At 38.0% G+C, this 21,812-nt stretch carries 17 protein-coding genes and 1 pseudogene; 15 read left to right on the forward strand and 3 right to left on the reverse strand.

The window, feature by feature from the left end; translation table 11 throughout:
• Positions 1–652 precede the first annotated feature (652 nt).
• From ACFIJJ_RS06100 to ACFIJJ_RS06110, 3 genes are all read right to left on the reverse strand, one after another.
• Complete coding sequence (locus tag ACFIJJ_RS06100) at positions 653–1,654, reverse strand: bifunctional riboflavin kinase/FAD synthetase (RefSeq protein ID WP_375623747.1); 1,002 nt, start codon at positions 1,652–1,654, stop codon at positions 653–655.
• Complete coding sequence (locus ACFIJJ_RS06105) at positions 1,654–2,499, reverse strand: TIGR01459 family HAD-type hydrolase (protein ID WP_375623745.1); 846 nt, start codon at positions 2,497–2,499, stop codon at positions 1,654–1,656. The genes ACFIJJ_RS06100 and ACFIJJ_RS06105 overlap by 1 nt, the downstream gene beginning before the upstream one ends.
• A 2,108-nt stretch (positions 2,500–4,607) precedes the next feature.
• Positions 4,608–5,333 (reverse strand): hypothetical protein, encoded by a 726-nt coding sequence (locus tag ACFIJJ_RS06110; protein ID WP_375623743.1) that lies wholly within the window; start codon positions 5,331–5,333, stop codon positions 4,608–4,610.
• Between the two features lie 398 nt (positions 5,334–5,731).
• On the opposite strand from ACFIJJ_RS06110, the gene ACFIJJ_RS06115 reads away from it, so the two are divergent.
• From ACFIJJ_RS06115 to ACFIJJ_RS06185, 15 genes and pseudogenes are all read left to right on the forward strand, one after another.
• The gene (locus ACFIJJ_RS06115) at positions 5,732–6,058 is read left to right on the forward strand and encodes a TrbC/VirB2 family protein (protein WP_375646338.1); all 327 of its coding nucleotides are present in this window, start codon (positions 5,732–5,734) and stop codon (positions 6,056–6,058) included.
• Positions 6,059–6,367, forward strand: a complete 309-nt coding sequence (locus tag ACFIJJ_RS06120) for a type IV secretion system protein VirB3 (RefSeq protein WP_212112790.1) — start codon at positions 6,059–6,061, stop codon at positions 6,365–6,367.
• A gap of 22 nt (positions 6,368–6,389) precedes the next feature.
• Positions 6,390–8,744 (forward strand): VirB4 family type IV secretion/conjugal transfer ATPase, encoded by a 2,355-nt coding sequence (locus tag ACFIJJ_RS06125; protein WP_375623739.1) that lies wholly within the window; start codon positions 6,390–6,392, stop codon positions 8,742–8,744.
• Positions 8,741–9,226, forward strand: coding sequence for a type IV secretion system protein VirB5 (locus ACFIJJ_RS06130; protein ID WP_375646339.1), 486 nt, complete (start codon positions 8,741–8,743; stop codon positions 9,224–9,226). Before ACFIJJ_RS06125 ends, ACFIJJ_RS06130 begins: the two co-directional genes overlap by 4 nt.
• Positions 9,213–10,199 carry a type IV secretion system protein gene (locus ACFIJJ_RS06135; protein ID WP_375623756.1) on the forward strand — a complete coding sequence of 329 codons (987 nt, stop codon included), beginning with the start codon at positions 9,213–9,215 and terminating at the stop codon, positions 10,197–10,199. Before ACFIJJ_RS06130 ends, ACFIJJ_RS06135 begins: the two co-directional genes overlap by 14 nt.
• A gap of 210 nt (positions 10,200–10,409) precedes the next feature.
• Positions 10,410–10,712 (forward strand): type IV secretion system protein VirB7, encoded by a 303-nt coding sequence (locus ACFIJJ_RS06140; RefSeq protein ID WP_375623735.1) that lies wholly within the window; start codon positions 10,410–10,412, stop codon positions 10,710–10,712.
• Positions 10,666–11,370: a virB8 family protein gene (locus ACFIJJ_RS06145; RefSeq protein WP_375623733.1), complete on the forward strand. Its 705-nt coding sequence runs from the start codon at positions 10,666–10,668 to the stop codon at positions 11,368–11,370. Before ACFIJJ_RS06140 ends, ACFIJJ_RS06145 begins: the two co-directional genes overlap by 47 nt.
• Positions 11,367–12,233: a P-type conjugative transfer protein VirB9 gene (virB9, locus tag ACFIJJ_RS06150; protein WP_375646340.1), complete on the forward strand. Its 867-nt coding sequence runs from the start codon at positions 11,367–11,369 to the stop codon at positions 12,231–12,233. Before ACFIJJ_RS06145 ends, virB9 begins: the two co-directional genes overlap by 4 nt.
• Complete coding sequence (gene virB10 / locus ACFIJJ_RS06155; protein ID WP_375623729.1) at positions 12,226–13,386, forward strand: type IV secretion system protein VirB10; 1,161 nt, start codon at positions 12,226–12,228, stop codon at positions 13,384–13,386. Before virB9 ends, virB10 begins: the two co-directional genes overlap by 8 nt.
• Positions 13,383–14,453: a P-type DNA transfer ATPase VirB11 gene (virB11, locus tag ACFIJJ_RS06160; protein WP_375623727.1), complete on the forward strand. Its 1,071-nt coding sequence runs from the start codon at positions 13,383–13,385 to the stop codon at positions 14,451–14,453. Before virB10 ends, virB11 begins: the two co-directional genes overlap by 4 nt.
• A gap of 65 nt (positions 14,454–14,518) precedes the next feature.
• Entirely contained in the window at positions 14,519–14,734 is a 216-nt protein-coding gene (locus ACFIJJ_RS06165; RefSeq protein ID WP_375646341.1) for an antitoxin VbhA family protein, read from the forward strand.
• A 10-nt stretch (positions 14,735–14,744) separates the two neighbouring features.
• Positions 14,745–16,376 (forward strand): BID domain-containing T4SS effector, encoded by a 1,632-nt coding sequence (locus ACFIJJ_RS06170; RefSeq protein WP_375623723.1) that lies wholly within the window; start codon positions 14,745–14,747, stop codon positions 16,374–16,376.
• Between the two features lie 154 nt (positions 16,377–16,530).
• Entirely contained in the window at positions 16,531–18,447 is a 1,917-nt protein-coding gene (traG, locus tag ACFIJJ_RS06175; protein ID WP_375623721.1) for a Ti-type conjugative transfer system protein TraG, read from the forward strand.
• A gap of 1,183 nt (positions 18,448–19,630) precedes the next feature.
• The gene (locus ACFIJJ_RS06180; protein WP_375646343.1) at positions 19,631–21,229 is read left to right on the forward strand and encodes a BID domain-containing T4SS effector; all 1,599 of its coding nucleotides are present in this window, start codon (positions 19,631–19,633) and stop codon (positions 21,227–21,229) included.
• A 309-nt stretch (positions 21,230–21,538) separates the two neighbouring features.
• Positions 21,539–21,812 (forward strand): annotated as a pseudogene (locus tag ACFIJJ_RS06185) (BepD protein); the annotation flags it as partial.

Here is a 21,812-nt window from a genome sequence, read left to right on the forward strand (position 1 = left end):
AGTCTCCTTAATATGCATTCCCCATCACAATATACAAGAGAAACGAAACTTAAAGCATTTTCCAGCAGCTTCATTCTCGTTTACGTGATTGGTTAGCACGAAAACTGCTGCTGACCACTAATCTTCTTCACAAGACTCGACAAACAAAACTTTTGTAAAAATATTCATTACATAATACAAAATATCACATGCGTAAGGTTACACGAACCAACTCTCATCATAAACGATGATACGGCATAAATGACATAATAAGCCAAATGAGAAAAAAGAAACAATAACCTTTTAAAATAAAAAAAGTCATCAATTACATTTTATCAAACTATAAGCTTAAAATCGCAAGAAATTTTAAAAACAGCCTTTCTCCTTCTTCACGTCTATTATTGCTAAATAGGCTGGTTGCTTATTCTTTACTGCATCTTTTATGACGAGTTTTAACGGATCAGAAAGAAACATGCCGTAAACTTTGGGATGATAATAAAATCCCTCAAATGAACTTTGAAAAAAATGATGCTAAAATCAGATCTTCAGATATTCGATTCTCCCTCTCAACAACGGAAAAAACATATATTCCACGATGTTTTGGAATATATCTTTGTGATTATAATCACTTTAAGTGCTATTTTTACAGCTCTTCTCTCTTTTTCAGATAAGTTTAGGACATATTTTTAAAAGTAAGCAGCTTATCCAACTTTGATAATGGTTGTACTGTCTTTAAAATTTCTTTTGCTTTTTTTTCATCACGATGCATTTGTGCAATCAAAGGCTCAAGCCCATCAAATTTTTCTTGTCCTCGCAAAAACTGGAAAAAAGAAACGGTACAGCTTTCCCCATAAAGGTCATCGTTGAAATCAAACAGATAGGTTTCCAAAAGGGGCGCACCATCCTTAACAACCGTTGGACGACAACCAAAGCTTGCAACACCATCATACAAAACACCGTTCGCACGACGCAAACGTACCGCATAAACACCATGAGCCAAACGAACTTGTGGAGGCAATATTTGATTAGCGGTAGGAAATCCCAAAAGACGTCCAAGTTTTTCACCTTGAATAATATTGGAGCGTACCCGATAGTGATACCCTAACAAATGGGCTGCTTTTTCCACTTTTCCTTGTGAGAGAAGCTGCCGAACAAAACTAGAAGAAATGATCAAAGATTGTGAATCTTGAAAACGAGAAACGCAAGGAACGAGCACAACCTCAAACCCATATTGTTCTCCTCTTTGGCAAAGAAGCTGTGAATTTCCACTTTTCTGATGTCCAAATTGAAAATTTTCCCCTGTCACCACAACTGAAACATCAAAGGCCTGTTTTAAAATAGATTCGATAAATTCGTCCGCTGAAAGAGCAGCAAACTGTGCATCAAAGGGCTGTTCAATCACGCCGTCAAAGCCAAGGGTTTTAAAAATTTCAGCTTTTTCAGCTGCTTCTGTCAAACGATAGACAGGAGCTGAATGTTGAAAAAAACTTCTTGGATGTGGTTCAAAGGTTAAAACAACGGCTGGTTTCTTTTTTATCCGCGCGAAATCAAGCGCTTTTTGCAACACCACCTGATGCCCGCAATGAACACCATCAAAATTTCCAAGTGCCAACACTGCTCCCCGCCAAGCCGAGGGAAACATATGAATCCCCTGAAGACGCAAAAAATTAGTCATTACTGAAGTGCCCACATGATTGCTTGTGGTTTATAACCATGATGTTCAAGAAAAGAATGCAAAGCTTGCTTATCAACCACACCATTTTGCGTATAATCATAATGATGAATCCCCCCCATAATATAAAGGGCATCAAGACCAAAATGAGCCGCCCCCTTAATATCCGTTAAAAGACCATCACCAATAGCTAAAACTCGACTTTTTTCTACTGTTCCCCGTATTCTTTGAAGTTTTTCAAAAGCACATTCATAAATAGGTGCGTGAGGTTTTCCAGCAATGCGTACCTCCCCCCCTAATTGTTGATAAAGACGCGCCAATGCACCAGCGCACCAAAATTCCTTATTTCCATAATGGACAATCACATCTGGGTTCGCACAAATAAAAGGTAAATTCCGCGACCGCATGCGACGAAACATCTCCTCATAAGCAGAGGGTTCTTCATCAAAATCTTCAAGAAAACCGCTACAGACGACAACAGAAGCCTCCCATTCTTCAACAAATTCACACTCTAACCCTTCAAACAGCCTTAAATCATGCTGTGGACCAATGAAAAAAACTTTACGCGGAGCAGTCTGAATGAGATCGCGCGTTACATCCCCAGAAGTGATAATGGCATCATAATAGTCGCTATGAACATTCATGCTTTGTAATTGAGCAGCAACATCTTCCCGTAGCCGAGGGGAATTGGTTAATAAAATGACAGTTTTTCCCATTTGTCGGATTTTATACAACGCCTTCAACGCTGGTTCAAATGCATGTACACCGTTATGCACAACACCCCACACATCACAAAAAACAGCATCATAATGCGCTATAATAGTCTCAATATGGGTAACTTCATTCATGGTGCACCTATCTCTATTTGTCATTTATCAAGCTGTCTTTTACTTCAAAATTACTTATCGGAAGATAATAGTTCTGTCATCTGCTTTCTCAAACCATATTCCAACTTTTTATCGTCTATAGAGATCATAAAAAATCATAAAATAAATTTATCGTTAAGTCATGCAAAATTCTAAAACGCTTTATATCAAAAGCTTATCATTCCCAAATGCTCATTTTTCTCATAAAAATTTTAATTCTAACAACAACGGCATTGATAGAGTTTTTTATCTAAAGTACTCAAATTCTTAACAACGAACAAAAAACGCCTTAAAAAACGCTTCCTTAAGTATATAATAATTTGATTTATAATAATAATTTATTATTTATGCATCATGAAAAAGCCCAATATATTTTCTCATTTCAAATCTGTTTATATTGAATCCATCAAAACTATTCGCTTGCACATTATAAGTGGGGAGCGTACAAATAAAAACACTTGAAAATCAAGGAATAAAAAACTCTTATGCTCCCTTTCAAAGACAAAAACTGTCGTAATATTTTGAACTGGCAGAGAGTATGTGCCATTCGAGCATCTTTTTTTCAGTAAAGATAGGAATATAGCTTTTATCCCATTTACGAACACCGCCATGAAATAGGCTTGGAGCCTTGAGAAATGTTTCTATGAGACAACGCTATCCAGTTCTCTCATGATCATAATCCTCAATCTAACAAAGATGAAACAAACAATATCATTGAAATACAATTTTAGTTGATCATCTAGAATAAAAAATGATAGCAATTGCTTCTATAAAAATGAAAGAAGTCATAATTTGAAACGTACTTTATTGTTGAGAATATGTATTTATTAAAATGCATGACCACGGTCTGTAGAATCAAGCTTTGGCGAAAAAAACATTTCAGTATCTGCTTTTAAGCCATTGACAGTTTTTAGATTCCTTAACAGCTAGTTCTGAAAGAAAGTACTTCTTTCCCTACTCTTCTCTTAATTTTGCATCTTTTTTAAAATCTTCTACGCTATAGTTTTTTTACACCCCACGACGCATAATAGAGCCATGCATCATAAAATATTTTTTTCATTTTACCCCTCTTTAATACCTTATCTGTTAACATCATCCTCCAAATGGGTGTTGAATTTTCATATCGTATAAGAATACAGCCTTACCATCACTTGCTTGCTTTCAAAGTGAACACTCTGAGTAAAATAACGTAAAGAAGAGCTCACAATAACCATCGTATGAGTTTGTCATAAAATACAATGAGAAGGAAAAAGCCCAAACTGTATACAAATGATGAAATCAGAAGGCGACGAATGCTTTTGTCCAACTGATTTCAAATAGTGACATTGCAATAGGCATCGCCCCTAGCCCTATAGAAAGTCTATGAGCATGCTAATACTTAAGTGTCACGATCATTGCACCACAAAGCCATTACAAAAAAGTATAAGCTCTTTCTACCTATTTGTATGTTGATTATTGTTCCCCATCGAAGGCCTAAATAGAAACGTTTTGTGATATATAGAAAACAATCAGCAATGCAAATCATTTTTACGAAGATTTCTTCGTGTAGAGTCTATTTGAAATACATTCATCATTTGGAAGTCTGAACTTAAAAGCAGATAATTATGAAAGCTTTTCAAGGAACGCACCAGATTGATCACTTTTAAAGAAGTAAAAAACGGGATCCAATCCTAAAAACAAAATTCTGATGAAAAAACTTTTTCTATGAATTCTTTTAAGACATTGTGAAAGATTTTATCCGTTATATCAAACGTTACACCATTTGGAGGTCTGTTTATTTTTTACTTTTATCAACACCGCTTTAGAAATCCGTTTCTTGAGCGTTTTTTATCGTCTCACTTTCTCCTTCAAACACAAATACTCAAAAACTCTTTTGCCACCAACAATGACATTCCCGCCTCTTTTTAAAGCACATCAATAAGAGAAGCTATTTTAAGAGCAAATCTCTCTTCAACATAAATGTATCATCCGTTTACTTCAAAAACGAAAATAATCTCACCGTTTATTCAAATTTGCTTTACAATTTGGTACAATTTTATTGATAAAGTTTTCTCTATAAAAATTTAAGTAAATATGTTCGTTAAAACCAATCATGGACTAGCAAAGGGGTTGTAGGACCCATTATCTCGCCGCCATTTTAAAGGTTCAGTAAAATCACTTGACCAAAGACCAATCTTGTTGCCACGTGCTTTTTCTTCCGCATGATGATACTGGGCTGGAATAGGATTTTTCCCCTCTTTTGAGAGGACCAACATACCTTCTTTAAGACCTTCCTCAGCTAAATCAACCCCTTGAACAAAACATTGCGCATAATAAACACCATTGTGCATCAAAGCCTGTTTACAGGATAAATCCTGCCCAAGTGTTTTGGTGACAAGCCAAGCCGTTGTAACCGCACCACAGGGCCATTCTTGATCATTTAATCTTGCTTTTTGACGGGGTGCACATGTATCCACACCATAAAGATGAATATCACGGGAGATATGTGAGCGCCAAGATTGTGCAGCAGGTGTCAGTAATTTAAATGTAACCCCACTTGTAACAGAAGCCTTACCATGAAAAACAACAGCATTATGTGCAACATCGTTTAATGGAACACTCTTCTGCAAATCGAAAGCTGGTTCATTTTTTTCTAATTGCTGTTTGGTGATAGATCTACCCAACTTTTTTTCTTCTCGGTAAAGATCGACAATATCTTGGATATCTTGCGTCTCAAATGTTTTAAGAATGCTGAAATCTATTTTATCTTTATATTGGCTTAATCCCCACACTATGGAACCCATAATGTAAATAATAACAATTAATTTAAACAGCATTTCTTAACACGCTCGCTCAAAAAATTCATTGTTTTTCTATCCTTTCACATTATTTATCAGCAATCCCCTTGTTTTTAAAGAAAAAATTCAAATATCTGTGTTGCATATTAACTACACTTTGTAAAGAATAATATTCTTTCTTGCATTGTTTCAATATTGTTGTCTTTACCAAGATATACAACTTAAAATTGCCATTTTCATGTAACACAATCCCAATTTGAAAAGACTTCTGTCTCTTTACGAAGAAGAGCTTGAGAGTGAACAGATCCACTATCAAGGCTTTTAAGACAAACAAACGAGGAGAATTAAACTGTTATCAAATGACAACACTCTCCAGTTTCTTAGAGGCAATGGAATGTCGACATATGAACAAATATTATTTGTTAAAGAGAGGTAAAATGACAGATAATAGATTCCAAAACATCATTTTTATCGTGACCATGCTGCTTTTTACAGCAGTGCTTGTATCAGATCCTTCTTATGCTGCTTCTACTCCTACTGCTAGTGGAGGTGGTCTGGGAAATCTTGATGGTGTTTTAGGCAACATTGTCACAATGATGACGGGACCAACGGCAAGGCTCATTGCAATTATATGTGTTGCTGCTGTGGGGATTGGCTGGATGTACGGCTTTATTGATTTACGCAAAGCAGCTTACTGTGTTCTTGGTATTGCTATTGTTTTTGGTGCTCCTGCTCTCGTCACTAAATTAGCGGGCACAGCATAAATGAACGAAGATACTCTTTTCCTTGCCTGTACGCGCCCGGCCATGTTTGCTGGTGTTACAATGGAAGCGATGGCGCTCAATGTCATGGCGACATCTATTCTTTTCATTTTGACCAGTGATTTTACCATGTTTGGTCTTGGGATTGGGATGCACTTTATTTTGCGAGAAGTGACAAAGTACGATCACAACCAATTTCGCGTATTATTTGCATGGCTCAATACCCGAGGAAAACAAAAAAACCTCAATCGATGGGGAGGAGGTTCGACCTCCCCTTTACGCCTTATCCGCACTTATAAGGAACTAAGCTGAAGGAACGAAACGGGTGAAACAGATGTCCATAATGAAACGGGAAACTTTGCCTGAAGAATATATTCCCTATATACGCTACATCAACCAACATGTCGTTGCTTTAAATTCACGCTGTTTAATGGTTGTGATGGCTGTTGAGGGTATAAATTTCGACACTGCGGATATTGATCAATTAAATTCTTTACACAACCAATTAAACACCCTTTTAAAAAATATCGCAGACGAGCGGCTTGCTTTATATTCTCACATCATCCGCCGCCGTGAAACGATATACCCAGAAGGTCATTTTCTTTCATCTTTTGCAACAACATTAGATGAAAAATATAAAAAGAAAATGGTTTCACAAGAACTGTATAGAAATGATCTATTTATTTCACTGCTTTGGAATCCGGCCGCGGATAAAACAGAAAAGCTGGTTTCATTTTTTCAGCGCTTGAGCAAAGCGAAGAAAACACAAACTGAACCCGATGAGGAAGCTATTCGTAAACTCGAAGAGTTAAGTCAAGATCTTATGCAAGGTTTGGAAGAGTATGAAGTCCGTCTGCTATCCATCTATGAACATGAAGGACTTTTATTTTCCGAACAAAGTGAATTTCTCCACCAGCTAGTGGGAGGAAGACGTGAGCGTATTCCTCTCACATTTGGAACTATAGCTTCAACAATTTACTCGGATCGTGTTATTTTTGGGAAAGAAATTATCGAAATTCGCCATGAAAGCAATGAACGCTTTGTGGGCATGTTTGGATGGAAAGAGTATCCTTCTAAAACACGCCCAGGTATGACTGATGGTCTGCTTACGGTGCCATTTGAATTTATTTTAACACAATCCTTTGTCTTTAAAAGTAAGGCAGCCGCCAGTGCGATTATGAGCCGCAAACAAAATCAAATGATCAATGCGGCTGACCGTGCGAGCTCACAAATCGATGCACTAGATGAAGCGTTAGATGATTTAGAATCAAACCGTTTTGTTTTGGGAGAACACCACATTTCTTTAGCTGTTTTTGCTGATCATCCCAAAATATTGACTGAAAACTTATCAAAAGCTCGGTCCCATTTAACCAATGGGGGAGCGGTGATTGCCAGAGAAGACTTAGGATTAGAGGCAGCATGGTGGGCACAGCTTCCTGGAAACTTTAGCTATCGTGCGCGTTCAGGCGCCATTACCAGCAGAAATTTTGCCGCTTTATCGCCCTTCCATTCTTTCCCTGTTGGCAAACTGAACGATAATGTTTGGGGAGCTGCTGTCGCATTGCTAAAAACACAGGCTGGTTCACCTTACTATTTTAATTTTCATTATGGCGATCTTGGCAACACATTTGTTTGTGGTCCATCAGGATCTGGTAAAACAGTGATTGTTAATTTTCTTCTTGCACAATTACAAAAACACAATCCAACTATGGTTTTTTTTGATAAAGATCAAGGAGCAGAGATTTTTGTACGGGCTGGAGGAGGAAAATACAAACCTTTAAAAAATGGGCAGCCCACGGGGATTGCTCCCTTAAAGGGCATGGAATACACCGAAAAAAATAAAATCTTTCTTCGTAATTGGATCTTAAAGCTGGTAAGCGCTGAAGGGCAAATCGTAACAGAAGAAGAGCGACAAGATATCGCCAAAGCTATTGATTCCTTGGAAAACTTACCCCCAACCCAGCGCTCTCTTGGTGCCCTTCAACTGTTTTTTGACAACACATCCAAAGAAGGGATTGCCATACGGCTGCAACGCTGGATTAGAGGCAATGATTTAGGATGGGTTTTTGATAATGAGCAAGATGATCTCAATTTAAATGCGCAGTTCATTGGCTATGACATGACCGATTTCTTAGATAATGAAGAAATTCGGCGCCCCTTAATGATGTATCTCTTTCACCGCATTCTTGATTTGATTGATGGGCGGCGTATCATTATCGTCGTTGATGAATTCTGGAAAGCTTTAGAAGATGATTCATTCAAAGCTTTTGCGCAAGATCGGTTAAAAACAATCCGTAAACAAAATGGCATGATGCTCTTTGCAACACAAAGCCCTAAAGATGCTTTGAACTCAACAATCGCACACACAATTATTGAGCAATGCCCCACCCAAATATTTTTTCCAAATCAAAAAGCAAATTACAATGATTATGTCGAAGCTTTCAAACTTACTGAGCGTGAATTTGAACTAATACAGTCAGAGTTAAGCAGAGAATCCCGTCGTTTTCTCATCAAACAAGGGCAAAATTCCGTCGTTGCAGAACTTAACTTACGTGGAATGAATGATGAGATCGCCGTTTTAAGTGGCACCACAAAAAACATTGAACTCATGAATGAAATTATCAACGAATATGGAGCTGACCCTGAAAAATGGCTGCCCATATTTTATCAAAGGAGAAAAAATCAATGAAAAAATATGGCTTAGTTACACTGTTATCTTTTTCTTTTATTTCTCATGCAATAGCGCAAACAGCACCCGATGTAGATGAATATTATAAACAAGCACTCGAAAACACACAAAAATTAGATGCTGCAAAATCAGAAACAGCTGAAAGCATTTATAAAAATGCAACTGAAACTGCAAAAAAAATTAAAGACATAAGTCAAAAATTTGAAAATATTCAATCAAAAAAAGACACTAAACCTGAAGAATTGCAAGCCCTTCGACAAGAGATTCAAGTACAGCTTTCTCTTCTTCAAGCAGGTCTTCAAGTGAATTCTTTAAAACTTCAGTCTCTTGATATGATTCAAGCAAAAGATACGAAAACAAAAGACGAATTACGTGAAGAAAAAGAGCAACAAAAGCATAAATATCTTGAGGCACAATTAAAAGAAAAAGAAAAACAATTAAAAGAAAAACTTGAAAGTACGCGTACAGATGTCAGACTTTAGTTTTTCTCCCTTTGAAAGCGTTTCTGGGTATATTTTAAAACCCCTTGATAATGTGATGGACACGACGGTGAGTGGGCTGTCTTCTGCTATTTCAGCGCCCTTAAATCTCGCCGCAATCATTTTTATCTTTCTTTATGGTTATAATGTTATGACAGGTCGCGTTGCGCTTTCCATGCATAGTCTTCTCAATAATGTTGTTAAAATTGTTGTTGTTACAACAATGGCAACGAATGCGGATACATTTAATACTTATGTTAAGGATATTTTCTTCAATGATTTATCCAATGCTATTGGGAATGCGCTTAACAGCAATCCTGCAAGCTCCAATGTTTTTGATTATATTTTGTTAAAGGCAAGTTCGCGCTATCAAGAAGTCTTATACAATGCTTGGTTTTTTGAAAAGATCGTTGTGGGTCTTCTTGGTTCTATTATGCTTCTTGCCGTTATTCTTTTTTGTATAGGTGGTTTTATTGTGCAAATGTTTGCACAAGTTGCACTGGTCATGATTATAGGTCTTGGGCCTCTCTTCATTAGTTTGTATTTGTTCAATGCAACGCGAAAATACACCGAGGCATGGATTACAACTTTGATCAATTTTACCATTTTACAAGTTCTCGTAATCATGCTTGGAACCATTATATGCCAAGTTATCCTGCAGGTTCTCAAAGTTTCATATGAATCAATTTATGTTCTTTTTCCCCCTGTCATCGTCATTTCGATCATAGGAGTTATTATCTTCCGTGCACTTCCTGGTATTGCAACAGCGCTGGCCTCTGGCGGACCATACTTTAACGCTGGTGTCTCTTCAGGAGGACAGATTTTCACAATGCTTTCCAATGGTGCAAGAACAAGTGGTAATGCAGTAAAAAGTGCTGCTTTCCAATTCTCAGGTATTGCCGGTAACGCTGTTAAAAATGCGGCAAGCGCGGCAGCAAAAGCAGGAAGATCCGGAGGCGGTCGTGGTCGATTTTAAGATAAAGCACTTCTTTAAAAGAATAAGTATTTTTGTTTTTGCCTTGTGTGCGCCCTTTGGCGCATACGCCATGATGCTGTTCCATAAAAGATTTAACATCTTGGGTTTTACAACAAAACCAATCAAAGTCTTGCATCACATAAACTTGTAAAAATGTTCAGAATAAAAGCTCTCATGCATTGTATTCCAAGATATTTGTGAGTTCAAAAAATGAAACGAAAAATAACTTTTGTTATGGTCCTAACAATCGCTCTTACTGGTTGTGCCTCTTTGAGTGGCCCTAAAAAACCACCACGCTGTAATGGCAAACATACACGTGCTTTAAATAAAGATAAGTGGAATTGGGACAATAAAAACATTGTTCAGCCAGAAAAGAGTGTAAAGCCTATTACCACTCCCATCATTCTCAATACTTTGGAAAGTGAAAAGGTAACAGCCAATTCAGCTTCATTAAATCCGGTTATTCATGAAGCACGATCTGATAAAACTGTGGAGGTTATTCGTGAAAAGTGATGCCCTTGAAGAATATATAAAAGAAGCGCGCTCATTTGACATTGATCGCATGCATAGCATGCGCGTGCGGATGAAAATTTCCATGGCTTTAACAGTGCTTTTGGGATTGATGACGATTGCGCTGGCTTTAGCTGTCGCAGCTTTGACGCCTTTGAAAACGGTAGAGCCTTTTGTTATCCGCGTTGATAACTCAACAGGCATTATTGATACTGTAAGCGCCCTAAAAGAATCCCCTAACGACTATGATGAAGCGATAACGCGTTATTTTGCCAGCCAATATGTTCGTGCTCGTGAAGGTTTTCAAACATCAGAAGCAGAAAACAATTTTCGCTTAGTCTCTCTTTTATCTTCTCCAAAAGAACAAAACCGTTTTGCAAAATGGTACGCGGGCAATAATCCAGAAAGTCCGCAAAATATTTATCATAACACGATTGCTACGGTCACAATCAAATCAATCTCTTTTATCAGCAAAGATCTTATCCAAGTTCGTTACTATAAAACGGTCAGAGATTTGAATGAAAAGGAAAATATTTCCCATTGGATTTCAATCTTAAATTTTTCCTATGTGAACGCACACATTTCAACGTCTGATCGTCTTATCAACCCTCTTGGTTTTCAAGTATCGGAATATAGATCTGATCCAGAGGTAACAAAATGATCAGACTTTTACAAACAATCTCTTTAATTTTTACGATCACTTTCAGTTTTCATACAGTTCTCTCACTTGCAGAAACAGCGCCTGTCAGTGCACGTAAAGATAACCGCATCAGATTTGTCAATTATGACCCCTACAACGTCGTACAAATCATTGGCTCCATTCGCTCTTCGGTCCAACTAGAATTTGCCGTTGATGAAGAAGTAACCTATGTAGGCATTGGAAATTCGGTTGCTTGGCAAGTTGCACCGGCTGGACACTTTGTTTTTCTCAAACCGCGGGAAGTTCAACCTGTAACCAATTTACAAATTGTTACAAGTCGCCAAGATGGAACACAACGCTCTTATCAGTTCGAACTACAAGTGCGTGAAGGCGATGTTTCAGCCGGCAATGAGACGTATTTCTTGGTAAAGTTTCGTTATCCAGAAGATGAAGCCTTGCGTAAGAAATTAGCCGAAGCAGAAAAAGAAAAACAACGTGAAGAAAACTTTGTCAATGATATTTTAAATATCCATGAAGATTTTGGACCACGCAATTGGGCTTATGAAGCTCAAGGCTCATCTCTTATTGAACCCGCTTCTGTTTATGATAATGGGAAAACAACAACCTTTACCTTTTTAGGCAACATTGAAATCCCTGCCATTTACATTGTATCGCCTGATGGGCAAGAAGCGCTTATTCCCAAATCGATTAAAGGCAACAAGGTTATTGTTCATGCAACAGCAGCACAATTCACGCTACGACGTGGGAATGAAGTATTGTGCATCTTTAATAAAAGGTTCGTACCAGAAGGAATTAACCCTGAAACAGGTACGACATCACCATCTGTACAACGTAAAGTGAACCTAGGAAGCAGCCATGAATAACACCGTGGATGAAAAAAGCATTAATGATCGTGATACAATAAAAAATGCTCAAGGGAAAAGTCAACAGAACAATGTGGGGAAAGCTATTGCTCTTATTATTCTTTTCAGTGTTTGTCTTTATTTAGCCTATTCAACACTTGTTACAGACAAAAAACAACCCATTGAATCTTCAAAAGAAGGAAAAGTTATAAAACAAACAGAGCTTTTTCGCCCTGCAAAGCCTACCCCTCCCTCCCTTGAACAGCCTCAACGAAATAACGCTCTATTACCAAAAGTCGAGCTACCAACACCAAACATCAATCAATTAAATTCTGATAACTCACTGCTGGAAGCAGCACAACGTGCTCCTGTATTAGCTTATGCAAATACCCAACAAGGCAAAATAGATTCACAAACAAATAACGGTGTTTTGCCTCACCAACTTGAAAGCAAGCCTGATGAAACAATACAACGTTTTAATCATCTTCTCAAACCTACAGTGCTTGAAGGTATTCGTGCTTCAACCCTTGGAAATCGAAACTACATCATCGCGATGGGCACTTCTATCCCTTGTATTTTAGAAACAGCCATCAACAGTGATCAACAAGGTTTTGCCAGTTGTATCGTCTCCAGAGATATCTTATCAGACAATGGTCGTGTTGTGCTTCTTGATAAAGGCACCCAAATTGTTGGTGAATATCGCTCCGGATTGAAAAAAGGCCAAACACGTCTCTTTGTGCTATGGAATAGAGCAAAAACCCCCAATGGTATCATTATATCGTTAGCTTCACCTGCAACGGATGCTTTAGGACGTTCTGGTATGGATGGAGATATTGATAACCATTGGCTCGAGAGGATTGGATCTGCGCTTCTTGTCTCTCTGATAAAAGATGCAACACACTATGCCAATAAACGTTTAGCAAAAAAACAAGAAAAAGAAGAAACTGAAACAATCTCTTCAGGACAAGACATTGCAAATATTCTCGTAGAAAATTACGCCAATATTTCTCCCACATTATCCAAAAATCAAGGGGAAATGGTGAATATCTTTGTTGCCCGCGATTTAGATTTTTCCAGCGTTTATAAATTGAAAGTCATCGAAAACAAAAAACAGATTATCAATCGAGCTGTTTCAAGAAACTTTTACAAAAATTCGGCGGTAACTTTAGAATGAACTCAAACTTACATACCATGTGCGATGAAACCGTTGCGATTGTTCTCACAAAACTTGAACCCATCAATGCTTTTTTGAAAGATGATCGTCTTTTTGAAATTGTTATCAATCGTCCCTATCAAGTCATGACTGAAGGATTTGATGGATGGAAAACAATAGAAGCACCGGCTCTCTCTTTTAATGAGCTTATGGGGATTGCGAAAGTTGTCGCATCCTATTCCAAGCAAAACATATCAGACAAAAACCCAATATTGTCTGCAACGCTACCAGGCAATGAGCGCATTCAAATTGTCATTCCGCCCGCTGTCGAAAAAGACACGATTAGTATGACAATTCGCAAACCATCATCGCGGAGTTTTTCTCTCGAAGAGCTCGCAAATAAGGGTCTCTTCTCGCTCTGTGAACGGGTATCTTTCACGCCCTTGCATGACTATCATTCTCGTTTTAACGAGCTCAAAATCATCGAGCATAACTTAGCTCTTGCCTACTGTAATAAAGACTTTGTCTCCTTTTTAAATCAAGCTGTAGCATGCCAGAAAAATATTTTAATTGCGGGAAAAACAGGTTCGGGGAAAACCACATTATCAAAAGCATTAATTGCCAAAATTCCTCAAGAAGAGCGTATTATCACCATTGAAGACACGCAAGAATTGGTGATACCACACCCTAACCATGTCTCAATGTTCTATTCAAAAGATGGACAAGGCTTAGCCTCCGTTGGCCCCAAAGAGTTGCTTGAATCATCTTTACGGATGCGTCCTGATCGTATTCTTTTGCAAGAACTTCGAGATGGTACAGCCTTTTATTATATCCGCAATGTCAATTCAGGCCATCCAGGTTCCATTACGACGGTTCACGCATCAACAGCACTTGCAGCCTTTGAGCAGATGACCCTTTTGGTCAAAGAAAGTGAAGGCGGTGGTGATTTAGAGCGTGATGATATTCGAGGACTATTGATTTCAATGATTGATATCATCATCCAATGCAAACGGATTGAAGGAAAATTTAAGGTCACAGAAATTTATTACGATCCCTTCAAACAACGAAACATCTTTGGAGGTGAGTAAAAGAAAATCACACCGGCTACCCAAAGCTCTTTTAAAGCAACGCTTGCACATAAAAGGAAAAATGCATGAAAATCAACGAAACAGAAAATAGAGAAAATCTTTTATCGATGACAGAGGAAGAATTAAAAAAACGCCGTGAAGCCGTTGAAGCAGCCATCAGCACCCATGCGATAGAGGGAATAGCGCTTCATCCTACAACACTCAAAATTTTAGAAGAATACGCAAAGGGAAATATTTCACTCGAGGAATTTAACACTCTTATGGACAACGTAAAATTATAAGGAAGCTACAATGCCAAAAGCAAAATTTAAAAAAACAGATGTGACATCCACAGTGCCTTCCCCTGAACATTATATGTATCCTAAAAGCAAAACATTAAAAAATAAATATGGAATAACAAACCTTGACGCTTTTACGGCAAGATGTGCGCACGATTCAGCAAAAGCGATGATTAATCTGCGTGAAGCCCCCTTACCAGAAAAGTTTGATAGCTCCTATCTATGCCTTATTCATCAACGTCTATTTGAAAATACCTTTGAATGGGCTGGACAAACCCGCAATGTTCCCTTTACATTTGAAGATGGTACCATTGCCGTCGCGCCAGTAATGAAAAAAATAACAAGTTTTGCAGTCGGTAGCGAATTACAAGAAGGTTTACAAAAATTAGATCAAACGCTTGCCGAAAAAAATAATTTGCAGGATTTATCATGCAAAGAATTTGCTCATGAAGCAGCCAAAATATTTGCCTCTCTCAACTATACTCACCCCTTTAGAGAAGGCAACGGACGTACACAACGGATCTTTTTTGAAAATCTTGCCAAAGCCGCAGGGCATCAGCTTGATTTTTCACTGGTTACAAAAGAACGCATGTTGGTTGCTAGTGTTGCAGCAATACAAAATGACAATCTAGAACCAATGCAACACCTGTTTGAGGATATCTCCAATCCCAATAAAATACTTCTTTTAAAGGAATTCATGAGCAGCATGAAAGAACTTGGGCGCAATGTGAATGATCGCCCTGTTATGGTCACAAAGGAAGGTGAAACCTACACGGGCACCTATAGAGGTGCTGGTCTTAACAGCTTTGCCTGCAATGTAAAAGGAGCTTACATTATCGGCAATAAAGAACATCTCACACCAGAACAACTCAAAACATTAAAACCCGGTGATAAATTTACCTTTACCGTTCCCAAAACAAAAGAGCTTGAAAGCATTCTCATTCCAGAAGAGAGATTAGCCCCTTTGACAAAAAATGAAACGGCCCAAATGGTTGCAGAAGATTCTTGTGTCCACGTAAGCCTAAAACAGGTCCAGAAACTGTCAAAAATTGTTTATGGTAGTACAAAAACATTAGACAAACAGATGGTAGAAATCATCAAAAATCCAAGCTTAGGCCAACAGCTCGCCAACAAGATTGAAAGGGCACCGCACTCTATTTCTCGTCTTGCAGGTTTCAGTTTATGTGGACTACAAAATCAGGCACGTGCAAACGCTAAAAATCATCTTGAGATGCTTTGTACTGCCGTTGCAAATTTCACGTATGCTGTAAAATATGCTGAAAAGGAAATTACGCAAGAACATGCAACAGAACAAAATCGTCGTGCACAAACGGTAGAAATGCCAAATCAAAGCTTGCAAGACCTCTTCGCCTTGCCAAAAGAATTACAACAAGAAGCTTTAGCAAAAAATCCTTTATGTCAAAAAGAGCTCAGCAACTTTGTAAAAAAGATCAACACCCGTCTCTCACCAAATGAACATCAAGCAGTTCAAAATAATGATTATGAAACATTGGCTCAAAGCATTGGTGTATCAGAAAATAAAGCCAAACAAATTACACAAATTATTAAGCAAACCAAAGAAGTACACCAGCAAGCACAAGTATGCATAACGCACCGTTCCAAAGCATTCGCTATGGCCTGCTAAGAATGGATAAAACCTTCCTCCTTGATGAGAAGGGCTCATAAACGGAAACTATTTGGTGTTATCTGCACCTTTGAAAAAGAGATGAGAGTTCATATCACACACCTGAAAAAGAGCATTTCGTAACATATTTTGACAGAATTGAAAGTAAAATACAATGAAATATACCAAAACACAAATGGTACTTATTTTAATACCGATCGCTTTAGGTGCTTTAACGATATTCCTTGTCCCTCATTTTTTATTGTTTATAACAAATGGACTAAAGAGCGATCAAATTTATTGGACTCTTCGTTCTGAGCCTTTATTAGTCTTAGCACTAATGGCTGTTGTTTTATTGTTGTATAGTCTCTCGCAAAAACTGCACCTGCGTAAAATGATCACTTTTGTCTCGGTTGTCTTTTTTGGAACAACCGCTCTTTATTATATTGGTGGTGAAATAAAACGTTTAAGTCCCTATGTTGGCCAACAAGGAATAACGTGGAGCTATGCTCTTCAATTCATGGACCCCATGGTTGTCTTTGGCATCATCATTGGTGTTTTTTTTTCCATCATTCAATTCGTAACAACCCTTCCCCCTAAAAGTAAGATCAAGCGTGCAAAAAAAGGTATTTTTGGTGAGGCCGCTTGGATGAATTTAAGAGATGCAGCAAAAATCTTTCCTGCCAATGGGCAAATTGTTGTGGGTGAAAGATACCGTGTTGATCAAGATAATGTATGCAAAATTCCCTTTGCACCTGGCAATAAAACAACATGGGGAAAGGGTGGAACAGCTCCTTTGCTAACCTTTAATCTTGATTTTGGTTCAACTCATATGATCTTTTTTGCTGGTTCTGGTGGCTATAAAACAACCAGTACAGTAGTTCCTACGTGTTTAACTTATCCAGGGTCTATTATTTGTCTTGATCCTTCAACAGAAGTTGCCCCAATGGTCAAATTTGCGCGTCAAAAGATGGGGAATAGAAATGTCATTGTTCTCGATCCCAATTCATTGTTAACAAAAAATTTTAATGTCATCGATTGGCTTTTAGACGACAGCGTACCACGCACACAACGTGAAGCGAATATTGTAAGCTTTTCCAAGTTGCTTCTTACAGATAAAAAATCAGACAATTCTTCAGCGGAATATTTCTCGACACAAGCCCATAATCTATTAACAGCTCTTCTTGCCCATGTTGTATTTTCTGATGAATATGAAGACAGCGAGCGCAATTTAAAAACATTGCGTGGTATTCTCTCTCAATCAGAAACAGCTGTTGTTAATCAATTACGCATGATTCAAGAAACAACACTTTCTCCTTTTATTCGTGAAATGGTTGGTATTTTTACAGAAATGGCAGAGCAAACCTTTTCAGGGGTTTATACCACCGCCTCAAAAGACACCCAATGGCTTTCTTTATCCAATTACGCAGATCTTGTCTGCGGAGATGATTTTCTTTCTTCAGATATTACCAATGGCAATACAGATGTTTTTCTCAATCTCCCCGCAAGCATTTTAAACAGTTATCCAGCTATTGGACGTGTGATTATTGGTGCCTTTCTCAATGCCATGATTACAGCAGACGGTAACTATAAAAAGCGTGTTTTATTTGTCTTAGATGAAGTTGATCTTTTAGGCTATATGAATATTTTAGAAGAAGCCCGCGACCGTGGACGTAAATACGGCACATCCTTGATGCTCTTCTATCAATCCTCAGGTCAGTTGGTCAACCACTTTGGAGAAGCAGGAGCACGTTCATGGTTTGAAAGTTGTTCCTTTGTCAGCTATGCTGCCATTAAAGATCTCCAAACTGCCAAAGACATTTCAGAACGCTGTGGTCAAATGACCGTTGAAGTAACCGGAACGAATAAATCAAGAGGTTTATCTTTAGGAAAGAGTTCTTACAACGTCAACTACCAACAAAGAGCTCTCATTTTACCCCACGAGATTATTCAAGAAATGCGTCAAGATGAACAAATTATTCTTATGCAAGGACAACCCCCTTTACGTTGTGGACGCGCCATCTATTTCAGAAGAAAAGAAATGTTAGCTGCCGCTGCAAAAAACCGCTTTGCCCCACAAAAGAAAACCTAATTTCCTATTATGAGATCTTGACTATGAAAAGACCAACCACAAAAACAACATACATTTCTATTTTTAAAAAATCCGTTAACGAAAAGTTTTTGACCGCTTCCTCACACACATAAGGAAAACATGATAAAAAATCCGTGTTTTTTCCTTTTTGTATTTTGTGTATCGTTTTATCAGTACCCATTGTCTTTACAAGAAAACTGCCCCCTCCTCAAATCACCTATAACTAAACCAACATTTCCACTTGAGAACGTTCTACAAATACATTCCTACAAAGCTTTTTGTTTATAATTTATCCCCTACAAACAACCAAAAACATTTCACAACGCTAATCACCAATATCAAGACTTAAGAAAAAAACGGTTGATCTTTGAGACAACAACTCTCAAAATACCTACACTCAAGAACATCGCTTTTTTCCCAAAAAAAATTAAGATATACATCAAAATGAATAAATCATTCTTATACAAGCTTTCCCCCTTTACGATATCATAAAGTGTTCTATTTTAATGATAAAGCACTGAAAAAAGCTTTTTTTCCAACCAAAGAAAGAGTTTTCTCTCTTATGAAGCTTAAAGCAGCGCGATGTAATAAGAGCAACAATACAAAGTAAAAAACATTTTGTTGCAAAAGTACACAAAAAAGATGTTCGTATGGAGCAATAAGAAAAACGTAACGGAGAAAAATTTTTGATGACTGCTTTTGCCCATAGATTCACCGATCTGAGTACTGTGTATGAAAAGTACCAGCACCATCCGCTAACCAAGAGCGATCACACCCGCGATATCCACGCCCCTCATCAAAGCGCTCTTGCAAACAACTTTGTTAAAGGAAAAAAACAACAATTTTAAGCAACATTTTTCTTTTTGACCTTTTTCTTACACCTTAAAGGACGAAGATTTTTCCCGAAGTCAATTTGTAGAAAATCCATTTTCTGACTGCTTATAGGATTCATATCAGCGCCCTAAATACCGGCATTTTACAGCACAAGAAAATAAATAAAGGAAACATCAGAAAAGCTTTTCAAAAGCATCACAAAATAATTGATACACCCCATACACTTGAGGGAAAAGTGCTCCCTCTCATAACACCCAAAATCTCAAAAGAATACGCGAAGGGGAATTTTTCACATGGCAGCGTTTAAGACGCTCATCAACCACCACCCTACCTACTTAGGAGAGATTACATGTTAGAACAAAATTATCTATATAAAGGAACCAAAACACTCAAAAATAAATATGGCATCAAAGACCCTAAAAAACTGTATCAACGCTGTGCTCATGATACAGCCAGAGAAGCCGTAAATTTTCGCCATGAACCACCCCCACAAAAATTTGATGCTTCCTATCTAAAACTAATCCACTGGAGCCTCTTCTACAAAAGTTTTGAATGGGCGGGCCACACCCGCGATACATCCTTTACATTTGAAGATGGCACCACTGCCCATATGCCAGCGATGCGTCCCAAAGGTTATGAAGTTCCTTTTGCTATCGGTCCACAGATTAAAAAAGAACTCACACAACTCGAAAAAAAACTTAATGAAAAGAACAATTTAAAATGTTTATCGCGCCAAGAATTTGCTGAAAGTGCCGCTGAAGTTTTTATGGCGCTCGAGCACGCACATCCTTTTAGAAAAGGGAATGGGCGCGTCAATCGAATGTTTATGGAAAAACTTGGACAAGCCGCAGGACATACCATTGACTTTTCTTTCATCACAAAGGGACGCATGACAACAGCTTGTATTGAAGCCATGCAATATAGAAACCCCCAACCGATGAAAGATCTTTTTGAAGATATAACCCATCCGCAAAAATCCCTTGTTTTAAATGAATTCATCTCCCAAATGAGAAACGCTGGACTGGATGAAATTAACGATCGTATTGTTGTTGCCGCAAAGGAAGATGTATCCTATGAAGGCGTCTTTAGAGGTTTTTCAGCAGAAGGTTTTGTCATGGAAGTAGAAGGGGCTTTTGTCGTTGGCCATAAAGATGATCTTTCCCCAGAACACGTCAAAACATTACAAAACGGTACTCGCCTCTGCTTTCAAAAAACCAACGTTCAAAATGTAAAAGAAATATTGATCCCAAAAGAAACTTTAGAACCTCTCACCCGTGAAGAGTTATTCACAAAGATTTCAAATGACGCTTATGTTGAAGCATGCCGAAAAGAAATCAAAAATTTATCAAAGACTGTTTATGGTAAAATCCACGCCTTAAATACAAAAATGGATATCTTAACGGCTGATCCAAGCTTAGGAAATCAATTTGCTGATGAAATTTTACAAAACCCTCAATCAATTTCTAAACTTGCAGGGAGAAAAATACTTGACATGAAAAGCCCAAATCGCAGACTGGCGGAACAAACTGCTCCACAACTCAGCCAAGCCCTTAAAAATTATGCCACAATAACACAACAAATAAAAGAAGAAATTTTAGAACACCACCAAAGAGAACAAAATCGCCTGAGTCACGCTGTCGAAACACCTGGAAAAAATTTACAAAACCTTTTTGCCTTACCAAGAGAACAACAAAAGGAAGCTTTATTGCATTCTCCAACATTACGACAAGAGCTCCATCACTTTTCGCGCCAACTAAACAATCGTCTATCCTCAGAAGAGCGTAAAGCCATACAAGAAAAAGATCATACCAGACTGGCGTGCCTCCTTGGGACATCGGAAAGCAAAGCAAAAGAAATTACGAATGCTGTAAAGAACACCCAAGAAGCACAATGTCAAGTCCGCAGCTTGAAAGTTAGTCGCTCTTCATCGCTTGCTCTTACCGGCTAAAAACGCGTGAACTTTTGCCTTCCAACTAACTCTTAGCGCCAATCATTTTATCTCCAGCGCGCCCACTAATTGTTTTAAAATATTACAAAAGATAATCCTAAAAATGAATCCTGTAATTTACTATAACTTATTGATAAAATTTCATAAAAAAACTGTATAAAAGACATAAATGTCCATTACATATAAACATGAATAGCGCGAAATCTTTGGAGATCATTTAATTTGATATCTTACCTTATCCTAAAGTTGTTATCAAAAAATGGGGAATGCGCCAAAGAGGTTTTCTAAAAATATTGAAAGGAAACAGTCATGAAAAAAAGTCACCCACAACCAGCCCCCCAGAACCCACAACCCCAGAGCCAAGACCCCCTCTACGCAAAGGTTAATAAACCACCCAAAGAACAACGCAACCAACAACACTATACACTTCAACAACCACCAGAAACGGTCTTTGCTCCCCAAAAGCCACTTGACCAACAAAACCTAGGAGCTCCTAATGTAGAAGACCTCTACGCAAAGGTTAATAAACCACCCAAAGAACAACGCAACCAACAACACTATACACTTCAACAACCACCAGAAA

It is taken from the genome of Bartonella sp. TT29SHDZB (assembly GCF_042193395.1).
Classification (GTDB): Bacteria; Pseudomonadota; Alphaproteobacteria; order Rhizobiales; family Rhizobiaceae; genus Bartonella.